The organism is Streptomyces sp. NPDC025638, assembly GCF_055558775.1.
The window spans coordinates 1-12,876 of the sequence record NZ_JBVHLX010000030.1; the positions used below are offsets into that span (position 1 = coordinate 1).

Annotated in this window: 15 protein-coding genes; 9 read left to right on the top strand and 6 right to left on the bottom strand. The window is 67.5% G+C overall.

What is annotated here, in order from left to right:
• Positions 1 to 204 precede the first annotated feature (204 nt).
• From ACZ4EG_RS43095 to ACZ4EG_RS43105, 3 genes are all read right to left on the bottom strand, one after another.
• On the bottom strand, positions 205 to 1,740 hold the full coding sequence (locus ACZ4EG_RS43095; protein WP_467794528.1) for a DUF1254 domain-containing protein: 1,536 nt from the start codon (positions 1,738 to 1,740) through the stop codon (positions 205 to 207).
• Between the two features lie 971 nt (positions 1,741 to 2,711).
• Positions 2,712 to 3,836, bottom strand: a complete 1,125-nt coding sequence (locus tag ACZ4EG_RS43100) for an ATP-grasp domain-containing protein (protein ID WP_467794529.1) — start codon at positions 3,834 to 3,836, stop codon at positions 2,712 to 2,714.
• Between the two features lie 121 nt (positions 3,837 to 3,957).
• Positions 3,958 to 4,197: an aldo/keto reductase gene (locus tag ACZ4EG_RS43105; protein WP_467794575.1), complete on the bottom strand. Its 240-nt coding sequence runs from the start codon at positions 4,195 to 4,197 to the stop codon at positions 3,958 to 3,960.
• A gap of 224 nt (positions 4,198 to 4,421) precedes the next feature.
• On the opposite strand from ACZ4EG_RS43105, the gene ACZ4EG_RS43110 reads away from it, so the two are divergent.
• From ACZ4EG_RS43110 to ACZ4EG_RS43140, 7 genes are all read left to right on the top strand, one after another.
• Positions 4,422 to 4,670 (top strand): DUF6207 family protein, encoded by a 249-nt coding sequence (locus ACZ4EG_RS43110; protein ID WP_467794530.1) that lies wholly within the window; start codon positions 4,422 to 4,424, stop codon positions 4,668 to 4,670.
• 315 nt (positions 4,671 to 4,985) lie between these two features.
• Positions 4,986 to 5,735, top strand: coding sequence for a hypothetical protein (locus ACZ4EG_RS43115; RefSeq protein WP_467794531.1), 750 nt, complete (start codon positions 4,986 to 4,988; stop codon positions 5,733 to 5,735).
• A 477-nt stretch (positions 5,736 to 6,212) separates the two neighbouring features.
• Positions 6,213 to 6,593, top strand: a complete 381-nt coding sequence (locus ACZ4EG_RS43120; protein ID WP_467794532.1) for a helicase associated domain-containing protein — start codon at positions 6,213 to 6,215, stop codon at positions 6,591 to 6,593.
• A gap of 230 nt (positions 6,594 to 6,823) precedes the next feature.
• On the top strand, positions 6,824 to 7,054 hold the full coding sequence (locus tag ACZ4EG_RS43125) for a hypothetical protein (RefSeq protein WP_467794533.1): 231 nt from the start codon (positions 6,824 to 6,826) through the stop codon (positions 7,052 to 7,054).
• 520 nt (positions 7,055 to 7,574) lie between these two features.
• Positions 7,575 to 8,945 (top strand): helicase associated domain-containing protein, encoded by a 1,371-nt coding sequence (locus ACZ4EG_RS43130; RefSeq protein ID WP_467794534.1) that lies wholly within the window; start codon positions 7,575 to 7,577, stop codon positions 8,943 to 8,945.
• Between the two features lie 371 nt (positions 8,946 to 9,316).
• Entirely contained in the window at positions 9,317 to 9,628 is a 312-nt protein-coding gene (locus ACZ4EG_RS43135) for an STAS domain-containing protein (RefSeq protein ID WP_467794535.1), read from the top strand.
• Between the two features lie 133 nt (positions 9,629 to 9,761).
• A complete protein-coding gene (locus tag ACZ4EG_RS43140; protein WP_467794536.1) occupies positions 9,762 to 10,091 on the top strand; it encodes a WhiB family transcriptional regulator in 330 nt (109 codons plus the stop codon).
• On the opposite strand, the gene ACZ4EG_RS43145 is transcribed toward ACZ4EG_RS43140, so the two are convergent.
• The 3 genes from ACZ4EG_RS43145 to ACZ4EG_RS43155 form a co-directional block, all read right to left on the bottom strand.
• Positions 10,054 to 10,266, bottom strand: coding sequence for a pyridoxamine 5'-phosphate oxidase family protein (locus tag ACZ4EG_RS43145; protein ID WP_467794537.1), 213 nt, complete (start codon positions 10,264 to 10,266; stop codon positions 10,054 to 10,056). The genes ACZ4EG_RS43140 and ACZ4EG_RS43145 overlap by 38 nt on opposite strands.
• Positions 10,267 to 10,806: 540 nt before the next feature.
• Entirely contained in the window at positions 10,807 to 11,538 is a 732-nt protein-coding gene (locus tag ACZ4EG_RS43150; protein ID WP_467794538.1) for an HAD family hydrolase, read from the bottom strand.
• Positions 11,539 to 11,635: 97 nt separating this feature from the next.
• Positions 11,636 to 11,845 carry a hypothetical protein gene (locus ACZ4EG_RS43155; protein WP_467794539.1) on the bottom strand — a complete coding sequence of 70 codons (210 nt, stop codon included), beginning with the start codon at positions 11,843 to 11,845 and terminating at the stop codon, positions 11,636 to 11,638.
• 71 nt (positions 11,846 to 11,916) lie between these two features.
• Between ACZ4EG_RS43155 and ACZ4EG_RS43160 the strand changes: the two genes are divergently transcribed.
• A complete protein-coding gene (locus tag ACZ4EG_RS43160) occupies positions 11,917 to 12,378 on the top strand; it encodes a recombinase family protein (protein WP_467794576.1) in 462 nt (153 codons plus the stop codon).
• A complete protein-coding gene (locus ACZ4EG_RS43165) occupies positions 12,375 to 12,689 on the top strand; it encodes a helix-turn-helix domain-containing protein (protein ID WP_467794540.1) in 315 nt (104 codons plus the stop codon). The genes ACZ4EG_RS43160 and ACZ4EG_RS43165 overlap by 4 nt, the downstream gene beginning before the upstream one ends.
• Positions 12,690 to 12,876 lie beyond the last annotated feature (187 nt).

Genomic DNA, 12,876 nt, shown 5'->3' on the forward strand with positions numbered 1-12,876 from the left:
GGGGCCCTGCCTTCATGCGCGTACACCGGGAAGATCACCCCGGCGGGAAACCTGTTCGACCTGCACGTTCCATGATCGGTTGAGATACGGCTTCTAAAGCCACACTCGACACCCCTGGGTGATCCAGCCCTACGAATGGCTCGCTCTGCACGATCAAGAAGGTAGGACGGTCTTAAGACGGCGCCAGGGGATTCCGCAGCGTCGTCAGGCGACGCGGCGGATCGGCGGGCACTCCCATCGTGCGTCGATGACTTCGGCGCGTGGCAGGTACATGCGCAAAGCGATGAACCAGATGCTCTGTTCCGGTGTGGGCAGCCAGTTGGGCTCCCGGGCGGGACCTGGAGACTCGGGCTGTAGATGGATGGTCAGGCTTCCATCGGCGTCCGTGCCCAGCCCCGGGGTACGGTCGCCGATGGAGTAGCGGTCGATCGGGTTGGGGACCAGGTTCCTGTCCTCCCCGTAGACGGTCAGGGACCAGAACGCGTCGACGGGAGGCAGGTCCCCCGGTTCGAAGCGCAGTTCGTAGCGGCCCGTGGACAGCTTGCCGCCATCCGCGTCATGGAAGGCGGCCAGGTAGACCGCTTCCTCGGGATCGTTGGCGGCGACACCGACCAGGGACTGCTCCGCGGCTCGCCTCAGGAAATCGTCCCCGAACCTTCCCAACTGTGGTGGCGGGTAGCGCCAGCCGTTGATGACATGGGCCCATTCACCACTGAGCAGTTGTTGTTCGAGCATCGGTGCGCCGGTGGCCGCGGCCCGGATCAGGCTCTGCTTGACGGATTCGGGCTGGGCTTCGACGTCGAGACCGGGTCCGATGCCGATCTCCGCGAACTGCTTGAGCAGGACCTCGTGGTGTCGCGGTGGCGGATTCTCGGCCAGCATCGAGTTGAGAGTCTTCCACGGCCCAAGACGATCCTCTGCCGCGTCGATCGGTTCCAGCACGTCGCGGCGTTCCGGGACGTGCGTTCCCTCCTTGCCGAAAAGGTGGAGCGGGGTCAGCCGGTACCGGCGCTGAAGCGCATGAACGTTCGGGAGGTCGCGCTCGCCTGCGACAAGGGTCCGGCCGACGATCACGATCCAGGGACTGGGTGCGGTCTCCGTGCGGCGGATCCCTTGGGGGAGGTCTCCCGTCCACCCCGGCCCGACCAGGGCGAAGTCTCCGGCGTGCGGTCCGGTGGCGCGCTGTCCCACGTAGTCGTAGTTGTCGGAGGTGATGCCGACCAGTTCGAAGGTGAAGTAGCGGTCGCCCATGTCCGGGTGCGAGAGAATGATGGGTTCCTCGCTCAGGTCGACCCAGGCGAACGAGTACAACGTGTCGTTGTTGGGGGTCAGGCCCTCCCGGTCGGAGGCGTCGAAAAGCCTGCCGGCGTGCCAGAAGTGGTTGACGGCGGCATACGGTGTCGCGTCGGTGTCGGGCTTCTGGGTCACCCACCGGTGGCGGAGCCGGGCGTTGTAGATGTACGGGAAGCCATAGACAAAGGCCTGTTCCCCGAGGGTGTAGGCGTATTCTCGTCGCCAGTCGCTCACACGGCCCGTCAGCACCGGCTTCACCGACTGCCACATCAGCGGCAGCACCTGCGATGCCTCGCGGGCGCGGCCAACAGTTGCTCCTGGGTGGCGCACGGCGTCCGCCGTGGCCCTGCCTGTCGCCATCGCCGCTTGGCCGATGCCCGACGCCACTTCCGTGAGTTGGTGGCCCAGTCGCTGCACGGGACGGCTGCTCGTGGATGCAGAGGCCATCACTGCGCTCCTCTCCAGCACGGCCTCCCACATCTCCGGCCGGACACCGAACACCGTCGGCGACGCGATCCCGGCTCCTCGTTGTGGGCCGACAGGCTGCGTCGTTCGCCGTGCCACGTCGAGTATCGGGCAGGTTTCTTCATGCGGCATGACCTGCCAACTCGAGTAGATCACCGCAGCCGGAGCCCGGCAACCGCACTCGGCCTCACGGCAGCATGTCGTCGTCAAGATCAGCAGCGAGGCGTTCGCCGAGGCCGCCGAGCAAGGGACAAATCCGGTCTGTCCGCCCCGATGGGCGGACGAGGTCGCCTCGGTTCACGATCTCGGCGTCCAGCTCGCCGTGGTCGTCGGGCGGCAACTTTGTCCGGGGACGGAGGCGGGGAACGGGGGCATCGGGCGGCCCGAGGCGGATGACATCGGCATGCTCGGGACGGTGATGAGCGCCTGATGCTGTGCGGTGCGCTCACCGCACGGAGTGCGCCGGACGTGCGGGGCGTGACGCCCATGGCGCTGGAGGGCATGGCTGAGCCGTTGATTCGCCTGCGTGCGGACCGGCACCTGTGGCGACGCCGGATGGTCTTGCTGACCGGGGCACGCAGCAGCCGTCTGCGACCGACTACGCCCGCGGTGCAGCGATCCCTGGAGCTGTCGGCCGATGCACTTGTGGTCACCAAGTGCCGTGTTGACGGCGTCTACGACAGTGACTTCAAGACCGATCCGGACGCGAAGCGGTTACACCACCCGAACGACCGCCATGCACTGGAACGGCAGGTGGAGATGATGGACACCAGCGCCTTCGTTCTGTCCGAAAGGAAGGGGCTTGTCATGCGTGTCTTCGACGTCACGGCGGTGGGAGCCTCTGCAGGCGCTCTGCGAAGGATGCGACTTCGGCACGAACAACATCACCTGCTGTTGACCGCCCCGCGGAAGGGGGCCGGGAACCGCTCGCTGCGTCGCCTCGCTTCGGGACGTCAGACGCCACCGGTGAATCCGTCCGCGTCACGGACAGTGGTCCGGCCCTGGCGGGCACGTGTGAGGACACCGGGACGGTGCCTCGTCAAGTCGCGGACGAGTGCAAAGAGTTCGTAGCCGAGCGAGCGCTCCGCGGCAGCGAAAAGATCGGGGTAGAGCCCCGGGTAGGTGTTCTCGTCCACGATGATGGGTCGGCCCTCGCACACAATCAGGTCGAAGCCGACCAACGGCAGGCCCAGAGCCAGCTGGGCGCGCTGGACGAGCCGGGCGTGCGTCGGGGGGACGTGGCAGCCGTCGACATCGCCGCCGATCCCCTCGGGGTCGTACACCTTCCAGGCGTCGGCGGACAAACGGGTGAAGCGGTGGCCGCGCTTGCGATAGCCGTACATCAGGGTGCCGTTGATGAGGGTCGTACCGATCCAGTCGGCAGGGCTGTTGGGATAGAAGCGCTCAAGGAGGAAGGTGCTCTCCGTCGTCCGCGCGAGCGTGCTGTTCAGGTAGTCCGCCAGGTCCCGCAAAGTCGCGAAGTCCTCGATCAGCAGGACCCCCTGTCCAAAGGAGCCGAGCCTGGGTTTCAGCAGGGCGCGGCCCCATTCCGCGAGTACGGATGCGGCGGCGGCCGTGTCACGGTGGTCGAGCAGGACAGTGTCGGGGACGGGGAGGCCGGCCCGGGACAGCCGCAGGTGAGCCCGGTACTTGTCGAGGCCGGTCGAGAAACGTGTGGGGTCCGGGACAACGGGTATGTCCAGGCTGAGCGTGCGCAGGGCCTCCAGGGAGTAGCTGCCGGGGTCCCGGGGCAAGTTGGCATGCCAGACGAAGAGGTCGAGGTCGTTGAGGCAGACCTCACCGCAGTGCACCTTGCCGTCGCGGACCCAGGTGCGACGGATGTCCAGGTCGTGCAGGAACTCGACGTCGGTGAGATCCGCCAGCAGCCTCATCAACAGCGCGTGGTCCTGGGGCGGAATCTTGCCGACCTCCGACTGCGCGCGCACACCCGGCGCCGCCATCGTCGAGTCGCAGGCGGCGGGCGGCAGGAAGGTCCCTACTCTCAGCGTGGGGCGGTGCCATCCCGGCAAGGGGCCGATGGGTGCCCGCGACGGGCTCGACCGAAGACTCTCGCTCATGCGTGGTGTCGCCTTCAACACGGAAAACGGCGCTCTCTCCACCCCAGCACATCTCGTCGAGAGGCGCACTTCGGTGACACGGACGACGATCGGCTCCAGACTGGCCTGACGCGCAGGCGGATCAGTAACGCTCGCCGTGCGGAGCGGGCAGGGCGTCCAGGTCGGCGAGGTCCGCCGCGCCGAGATTGACGTCCGCCGCATCGGCGTTGTCCCACAGGTGCGCCGGGGTCCTGGTCCTCGGGACGGGCACCACGCACTGGCCCTGGGCCACCAGCCAGGCCAGTGCCATCTGTGTCAGGGGGACTTCCAACCGTTCGGCGACCTCCCGTATCCGGCCGACGATGGCCAGGTTGGCACGCAGCGCGTCGCGCTGTTAGTTCCCTGAGTCAACCTCTATGCCGCCGGGCCATCTCGGGAGCTCGTTTGATCTTGTTCTGGATGGTTGCCTCCAACGCCCACGCACTGTGACGGGAGTTCGGCGAACTGGTCGTGCCAGAACGGCAGACACCCCACTGACAACTCCTCCGGTCAGGTGAATCCGCATTCTGCAGAGAACCTCGCCCTGCACGAAGACGTGCTGAAGACGTGGACCCGATCCAAGAAACGCCTCTGTCCGAACCCGGCCTGCTCGTCATCGACGTGGCGGGTCTGGACGATGACACCGTCTTCGCCCTCCAGAACGCGATCGCCCAAACGGTGGGGACCTCGCCCGCCGACCGCACCACCCGGGATGTCGGCCGGCCCGGTGTGCGGCTGCGCATGCGCACCGATCTGCGACAAGTCATCGCCCAGGCCTCCCCGCCGGAGCGGGCGCGGGACACCGGCACAAAGTGAGGCCGGGTCCGGCACCACGGGGGACTGACAGACCAGGCCTCAAGGCAACGGTGCCACGCCCGTCCCCGACACGCGCAGTCTCGGGCCAAGTCGTCGCAGGAGGATGCGCCCTTGAGGACCGTGCCGCCGAGCTCAGATTCCGCGATGGCGGTGTCCACCGAGGCCGAAGGCGGCGGCCACTACAGAGGACCACGCAGCCTGACGCGAACCTCAGCGCCTCCGGGCCCAATCCGCCTGTGTGATGGGATGTCCACCAATGCTCGAAGAGGGCGGGATACGTCGCAGCAACGAACGAGGGAAGGGAACAGGGGGGCCATGACGAGCGGGCACCAGACTCACGGGGCAGGCTCCGGCCAGCAGCCGTTGCAGACGCGCGCCCTGACCCGTGAGGCCGGGCGGGCACGGCAGCTCCTGGCCGCCGGGGAGTGGCGCCCTGCCGCGGCGGACTCCGAAGCAGCAGCGCGCGTCCTGGCCCGCCTCACGGCGCCGCTCCCAACCCGACGGGCAGCGACCACACGGACGCCGGCCACGGACCGGGACCGGCGCCTCCAACGCATCCTGCGGACCACCCTCCACCACCTCGACGCAGGCGCAGTCAGCCCGCCCGCAGCCGCCCTCCTGGCCGCCGTCGCCCGCGCCTTCCTGCCTTGGCACACCACCCCGAACCCACCGCGCGCAGCGGCGGCCCCGAGATACGGGACCCCGGTGGGCACAGCGGACGGCCCGGCCGTGCCACCGACAGAGGCGGGCGAGGCCCTGCTCCCCGATCTGATCGCACTGTTCGCCGCGCTGGCCTCGGCGAGCCCACCCGGGACCGTCCCGCTCACGCCCCCGGTCGAGCCCTGGCAAGTCCAGTACACGGGCCGCTTCCGTCGTTACGGCAGACCCGCTTTCGGGGTGTGGACGGCCGAGACCATCGGTTGCCCGGCATGCGAGGGTAGGGCCGGCCCGTGGACGGTGACCTGCGACTGGCGCCTGATCTCGCTGGGCTGCCAGTGCGGGGTGGTGACCCACAAGCACGGCCTTGCCTTCTCCGAAGTCTGGCTCCTCTTGCCAGACCTGTGACCGAGTGTCGTGACCGCCCGCCTGCCCGTTCGTCCTCAGTTGGCCAAATCAAAGCTCACTGGGCAACTGAAGCGCTCAGCAAGGCCTGAAACGGCGACCCGCGAAGTCCGGGGCTAGACGCCCTGCACAAGTTCTGCAGCTTCGCCCCCGCCGAGCGCGCCTGGTTGCGCCGGCAGGTCACCCGCTACAACGACCTGCATTCCGGCCAGCAGAGCCTCCTGGCCGACATCGGCCTCACCGATGAGAGCACCCACGCCCGGCCCCTCACTCCCTACGCCGAAACCGCACTGGCCACGCCCGCGCCTACACAGCCTCGCACGGCAGTCTGGCAACGCCGTACTGCGCCGTCCGCGACGACTTCCCTCTGGGGCCCTGGCTGGCCCGACAACGCCTCCTGGCCCAGAGCGCGAACACCCCCTACGCCATCCACCGCGCCCTCACCACGCTCGACCCCTGGTGGAACCCCCGCCCTGGCCCATGCGCTGGCAGCGCGCTTACCACCACGCGCGCACCACCCCCATCACCGCGGGCACGAGTCGTTGGGCGGCCGCCCAACGCGCCGCCTGGCACCGGCTGCACCCGCAACAGCGCAGCCTCCTCACCGATATCGGCATCACCCCCGAAAACCGGACAACCGCACAGCGCCGCGAAGCGACCCGCTCTTACCCGCCAAGCCCCCAACTGGCCCACGCCCACGCCCGCGCCTGGGCCGACGCGACCGGCAACCTGTGCGTCCCCAAAGGCACGCGCCATGAGGGCTTTCCCCTGGGGGCCTGGCTGATCCAACAACGCCGCAAGGCCGGCCAAAGCCGTCTGTCCCCCGCCACCCTGCACGCCCTCAACGCCATCGACCCCTGATGGAACCCGCCCTGGCCCTACCACTGGCACCGCACCTACCACCAAGCCCGCGAACATCACCGCACCGGCCAGCCGCACACATCACGGATCACCTCATGGGTCCACACACAACACAACAACTGGCCACAACTACACCCCCAGCAACAACACTTCCTCACCACCATCGACATCCACCCCGCATAGACCGACGCCCGGCGAGTCCTGTCAGACCCATGCGGAACAATCCGGCCATGGGCGAATCCATCGCGACACAGTTCCTCAGCGCGGACCTCGATACGGCCTGCCCCAGCTGCGGCTACCAGATGTGGGTCCGCTACTTGGAGGTCGTAGCCCAGACCGCCGTGACCTGTCCCCGCTGCTACACCCAGATCTGGCTGGTCGACGAGACCGGCAGTGCGCAGAACGCAGGCGACGTCCTCCAGCGGCAGATCACCCAAGCCCTGAAAGGCCTGTTCCGGTGAAGTACCAGCAGCGTCTCCAGGTCGCCGTACGGGAACGCCTGCGCAAACTCATGACCGCGCCCTTCTCCAGCGCCGGCCATGAAGTCCACCTCGCCGTCACCTGGATCAACAGCCAACCCGCGCTCAGAGGCCTCCTCGAAGAGGCTGCCCGAAAGGAACCGGATCTGGACCGGGAGCGATTCCGCACCGGGTTGACCCGAAGCGGTCAATTCGCCTGGCCCAGTCGGACCGAAGAAGGGCGAGCCACACTCATCTGGGACCTGATGCAGCACATTGCTGAACAGGAAGCGGGCAATCCCGAGATCGGGTGGCAGACCGCCATGGGCTACAGCATGAACAGTCGCCCCCAAGACAGCTGGCGGGAGTTCGCCGAAGACATCCTGCAGCCCCTGTTCGACTACCTCAGCGAGCGCGTCGGCGCCGAAAGCCAGCGTTCTGCACACCCTCGAACGCTACCGAACCCGCATCGAATGGTTCGATCGGGAAGAGCTACACACGCGGTTCGAAGCCGACCACGCCAATGGCGAAGAGGCCTACAACCTCGACCTGCAACGCTTCCTCTTCCTCGAAGGCGACCACATCACCCACGCCAAGCCCCGCTCAGCCTCCGGCGAAGCCGACCTCACAGGCGACCAAGTCGGCCACGACCCCCTGGTCTGCGACGGCAAGATCTTCGACGGCAAGGCCCGCGGCAAGGGCTACCTGGCCAAAGGGCTGCACCAAGTCGTCAAGTACGCCCACGACTACGGACAGCACACCGCCTACCTCGTCATCTACAACATCACCGACAAGCTCCTCGAACTGCCCACCGACGGCGCCCCCGGAGCCTGCCCCCCTACACCGAACTCTCCCACGTCCGCGTCCTGCCACCCAGCACCACCGCCAGCAGAGCCGGCAAAGCAACCCGCGTCACCCTCACCCGAGACGACCTCACCAACCCCGACACCCTCTGACACCACATCAGTGCCAAATAGCGGCCCACTGGAACTGCACCACGATCAACCAATCTGCACAGACGACATACAAGCAGGTCAGACAGCCACCGCCCGCTCAGAACCACACCCCGAGCACCCCAGCACCTCGAAGACCATCCCGAATAACTGAGAAGTCCCAGCTCACAGCCATAGCCACAGCTCAGGAAAACTGGGCGACGACAGCCGTGCTCCGCTCCTACCACCGCGCCCACGGACACCTCGCCCCACGGCATGACGCCCTGTGGGAAGGCCCTGACCCCGACGGCCCAGACGGCACAAGCTCCCCCATCGGCCAACTCATCACCAACCTCCGCCGGCCCCACGGCCTCGGCAAAAACCCAGAGCGCGCCCAGACCCGGGCCGCACAGCTCACTGTCATCGACAACGACTGGAACTGCCCCTGGCCACTCAACTGGCAACGCCACTACCGCGTCCTCGCCGCTCTGGCAGGCGACGAACCCGGCCACCGACTCCCCGATTTCAACCCCGGCGTCACCTACGACGGCGATGATCTCGGCACATGGCTTCATCGGCAACGCCGCAACTGGACAGAACTCTCCAACCAGCAGCAGGAACGACTGTCCGCACTGGGCGTGACACCCATCCAGCGGCCCGAACCTGCCCCAACGACAAAGGGAGGCGCCTGGAAGGTGGGTGCAATGCCCTCAGCAGCCTTCCAAAGGGCATTGCCGCACTCGCGCAGACGTCGCCCGCGAAGGACACCACCGCGTACCCAGGGCCCACACAGAGACAGTCACCGTGGAAGGTCCCGGCCACGGAGAAAGCACGTCGGTATCCGTACGGCTGGGCGTATTCATGAAGCAACACCCGCAGCCGCCGCGACAAACTCACCAAACCCCAGCGGGCCGCACTCACCGAACTCGGAGTTGAGTGGGCCTAGCAGCAAGGTCTCTTGAAGCAGGTGTAGGCACCTCGGGTCGCTACGTAGCAATCCAAGCAGGCTGACGTGCGCGGCAGGGGTGCTGGCCACTGCGGGCGGCGGAAGGCTACTACGAGCCGGTCCGCCGGCGCACGGTGCCCTCGGCGCCGACTCCGCGCGCCCGGCCGTACAACAGCCGCGAACAACAGCCGCGCCGGGACTCTTGGGCCCTGCGGTGGGGGCATCTGGCCCCTGTCACACGCCCCCCGCAGCTGGTGGACTCTGACGCGTGGCCGCGAGACACCAGGACCGCGGGCGATTCGGCCACCGAGCTGCTGCCGACACCATCCGAAAGGCTGCCACACCATGACACAAACCATGCCGCACGCCATGACTTGCCGTATGCCGATGACAGCTGCGCTGGTCTCACCGGCGATGGAGGATGGAGCGGTGAAGCTGTCCGGCGAGCTCGATCTGGACAGCGTGCCACGCATCGAGCCCGAACTAGCCCGTCTCGCCGCTGCCAGCGCACCCGAGCTGGTACTGGATCTGGCCGACGTCACATTCTGCGACTCCTCTGGGGTCACCATGTTCCTGCGCCTGCACGGCCATTGCACTGCAGCGAACACGCGTCTGCGGCTGCGGTCCGTGCCGCCGCGGCCGGGCCGTGTGTTCCGGCTGCTGTCACTGGATCAGTTCATCCCCTGCGCCTTCCAGTGACCGGACGGCTCCGCAACGGCGGCATGACCACTGCGGAGCCCCCGGAAGCCGGGAAGCCTGGCGGTTACAGGCATGCCTCCCTCAGACATCAGGCACATCTACACATCAGATCCATGGAAGGCGATGAGCAGCGGTGGACATATCCCGACTCCCCGGTCCCAACGCCAACCTATGGACCTGGCAGCTACTCGCCGCCTGCCGCGAGGTCGACGACACACTCTTCTTCCACCCCGAGGGCGAACGCGGCGCGGGCCGCGGCGCACGGGAGACGGCGGCCAAGGAGGTGTGCATACACTGCCCGGTGCGCGCGGAATGCGCCGCGCACGCACTCGCGGTCCGCGAGCCCTACGGAGTGTGGGGCGGGCTCACCGAGGGCGAGCGCGAGTCGATGCTGGGGCGCCGCCGCAGCCGGGCGAACAGCCGCGTCATACCGGCCGGTAACCAGCCAGCAGGCAGCCGGTGACCAGGTCTGGACTGATCCGGATGACGTGGTCCGTCTCGCCGACGCCCCACGGTGCCAACGCCCGTCGACAGACGACGAGCCGGGCCGGATCACGCACGAGTTCGGCGGCCCCGGTGACGATGACGCTCCAGCCCGTGGCGGTGTCCGGATCGAGCCGGTCGGCCTCGTAGGCCACGACTGCGCTGTTGCCGCCTGGCCGCGTATCGCTGCGCCGACGCCATCGGCACGGATGACAACGTGCCTGCTGCCGACGATGTGACTGACCGAGATCGCCGCCGTACTGGAGGCCGAGGGTAGCCGAAGCGCACGGAACGCTGGCACCCGGAGACTGTCCGTCCGATGCTCGCCAACCCGCTGACCCTCCGGAAGCGGACGACACGAACGCCCCGCGAGCCTCAATCGTCACCCATCCCCCATAGGAGACTATGCACGCTCCGGCGTGTCGCCGAGGGCCGCCGTGTCCAAGAACCGATCGGTTGTTGGACAACGACGCCAGGACGTCGACGCGCCGGGCCGGAACCGACTTCCGGTTGTGACCTTCAGAGCTTTACGGCGCTGAGTCTTCACCGTATCTGGCGCCGTGGACCGGCAGCGAGCCCGCCTGAGCCGAGCCACGGTGGTTCGAACCTGGCCATGATTCTTGGAACCAGCTGATGCGCGCCCCAGGGGAAGGCGTTGACCCGGGTCGCTCACTGACGACGGCCGTGAGAGCCGGTCAGGCGTTCGTGCGTGATAGGTGGTCGGGGAGGTCGGTGAGCCGTTCGATGCGGAGCACCGTCTCGTCTGCCGTCGGCGATGGTCCACCGGTGACGAAGTCGATGCCGCGGTCCAGCCAGATGCCGGTCAGCCCGGCGAGGGCGGCTGCGTTTACATCGCTTTCCAGCATGTCGCCCACGTTGACCGCCTGCGCGGGGTCCGTTCGCATCCGTCGGCAGGCGGTGGCGTAGGCGACGGGCTTGGCCGCACCGAGCTCGGTCGGGGTCAGGACGGCTTCGAAGTATTCGAGGAGGCCGAAGCGCGCGAGCTTGGCGCGCTGCTGCTCGGGGTCCCCGTTGGTGAGAACAGCCAGACGCGGTCCTCGGGGAAGCCGTTTCAGGGTCTCCAGGCATGGCTGGACATCGGGATAGCACCGCCAGGACTCCTCGAACACGGTGAGGTAGCGCTCGGCTATCCAGGCATCCAGAAGGCTGGGACTTTCAGGAACCGGCTCGCCGAGCATCGGCAGGAAGGAACGGAGCCTGCGTCGGTGGTGCTCAGCGAAGGAGCACTGACCGGCCAGGTATTCCCGCATGTGGCGCGCCTCCAGCGTCCACCACATCGTCACCAGCTCCTCCGGTGGAGCCGTCGCGTTCGGCGCGGCCTGGACGATCTGGCCGATCGTTTCCAAGACCGCGCTTCGATGATCGACCAGGGTGCCGTCCAGATCGAAGAAAATCACATCTGCCATAGGATGATCATCTCGTGGTGCCTGTCCCTTACGACAGAAGGCAGGTATCGCGATCTTCCTTTCGGGATGGTTGTCCAGGTCGGGCTCGCTTCGGGGACTACAGCGCGAGGTGCTCGCGAAGTCTGCCCATCTGGTTGGGCAGTTCGTCGTCGAGAGAGAAGCCCAGGGTCGGGAACTGCTCGGCGATCTCTTCGGGGCGGAAAGGTGCGGTGACAGGGATCTCCCAACTGCCGTCCTGGGGAGTCCAGGTTCCATGGGGCTCGATGCCTCGGATGCGCTTCACTGCGCCGTCGACGACGTAGACCATGGCTTTGGCGTGCGGGCGCTTGTGGTCGGCCAGGGAAAGTACATGCGGTCTGCGTCGTGCCGGGCCTGGCTGTGCTCGCCCTGCCCAGTCTCGCCCATGGGGCGCCCGTAGGCGTCGGTCTTGGGCTTGCCGTTCCGGTAGACGACATAGACGAAGTCGCCGTCTATCGGCAGATCGCGGCCCTGAACGCGGCTGGCTGCGCACGCGTCTTCGCCGACAAGAAGTCGGGCAAGAACGCGGAGCGCGAGGAACTGTGGAAGTGCCTCGACTACCTCCGGCCCGGCGACACCCTGGTGGTGCCCTCCCTCGGCCGGCTGGGCCGCTCGATCCAAGACCTGATCTCCATCGTCTCCGGCCTGCGCAAGCGGCGGCATCGGCTTCCAGTCGCTCCACGAGGCGCTGGACACCACGGCCCCGGGCGGCCGCCTGGTCTTCCATGTGTCCGCGGCCCTCGCGGAGTTCATCCGGGAACCACGAGGGACTGGCCGCGGCGCGGGCCCGCGGTGAACGCATCGGCCGGCCACCCGCGATGACGGAGCAACAGATCCGGCACGCCCGCGCGCTGCTCGCGCAGCCGGAGAACACCATCACGTCCATTGCGAAGCTGCTGGGAGTCCCCCGTACGACGCTCTACAAGTACGTGCCGGAGCTGGTAGCGGGCCGGGACGCGCTCGTGGCACGTGACTCCCGTCCCGCATTGCCGCAGCCACGGGTTGAACGGCGCGGCCCGACCGCGTTCACGAGTTCTGCCGGACAGCAGGGGCGGGAATCGGTCAACCAGCGAAACCGCAGGCTAGATGTACCCAGCCGAAGTTGGCTGTGGTTCGCGGATGCTCACCTGTGACCATGTGTGGGCACCGGATGACGTGCAGAAATGCCGACATGGCCGAGAGCAAGAGCAGTGCGGTGCAGCTGCTGATCCGGTCCCCTACCGTGTTCGTCGTCCCGATACGGACGGCCGATCCTGGCCAAAAGTGACGGACCCCACAATCAGGCGGGTGAAGTCTGCGTTCCGCCGGGTTCGTTGGGCG

Coding starts and splice junctions, on each gene's coding strand:
- ACZ4EG_RS43130 (WP_467794534.1), top strand. CDS start 7,575: ATGGCGAAGAGGCCTACAACCTCGACCTGCAACGCTTCCTCTTCCTCG.
- ACZ4EG_RS43120 (WP_467794532.1), top strand. CDS start 6,213: ATGCGCTGGCAGCGCGCTTACCACCACGCGCGCACCACCCCCATCACC.
- ACZ4EG_RS43155 (WP_467794539.1), bottom strand. CDS start 11,845: ATGGTCTACGTCGTCGACGGCGCAGTGAAGCGCATCCGAGGCATCGAG.
- ACZ4EG_RS43135 (WP_467794535.1), top strand. CDS start 9,317: ATGACAGCTGCGCTGGTCTCACCGGCGATGGAGGATGGAGCGGTGAAG.
- ACZ4EG_RS43095 (WP_467794528.1), bottom strand. CDS start 1,740: ATGGCCTCTGCATCCACGAGCAGCCGTCCCGTGCAGCGACTGGGCCAC.
- ACZ4EG_RS43165 (WP_467794540.1), top strand. CDS start 12,375: ATGACGGAGCAACAGATCCGGCACGCCCGCGCGCTGCTCGCGCAGCCG.
- ACZ4EG_RS43115 (WP_467794531.1), top strand. CDS start 4,986: ATGACGAGCGGGCACCAGACTCACGGGGCAGGCTCCGGCCAGCAGCCG.
- ACZ4EG_RS43150 (WP_467794538.1), bottom strand. CDS start 11,538: ATGGCAGATGTGATTTTCTTCGATCTGGACGGCACCCTGGTCGATCAT.
- ACZ4EG_RS43100 (WP_467794529.1), bottom strand. CDS start 3,836: ATGAGCGAGAGTCTTCGGTCGAGCCCGTCGCGGGCACCCATCGGCCCC.
- ACZ4EG_RS43125 (WP_467794533.1), top strand. CDS start 6,824: ATGGGCGAATCCATCGCGACACAGTTCCTCAGCGCGGACCTCGATACG.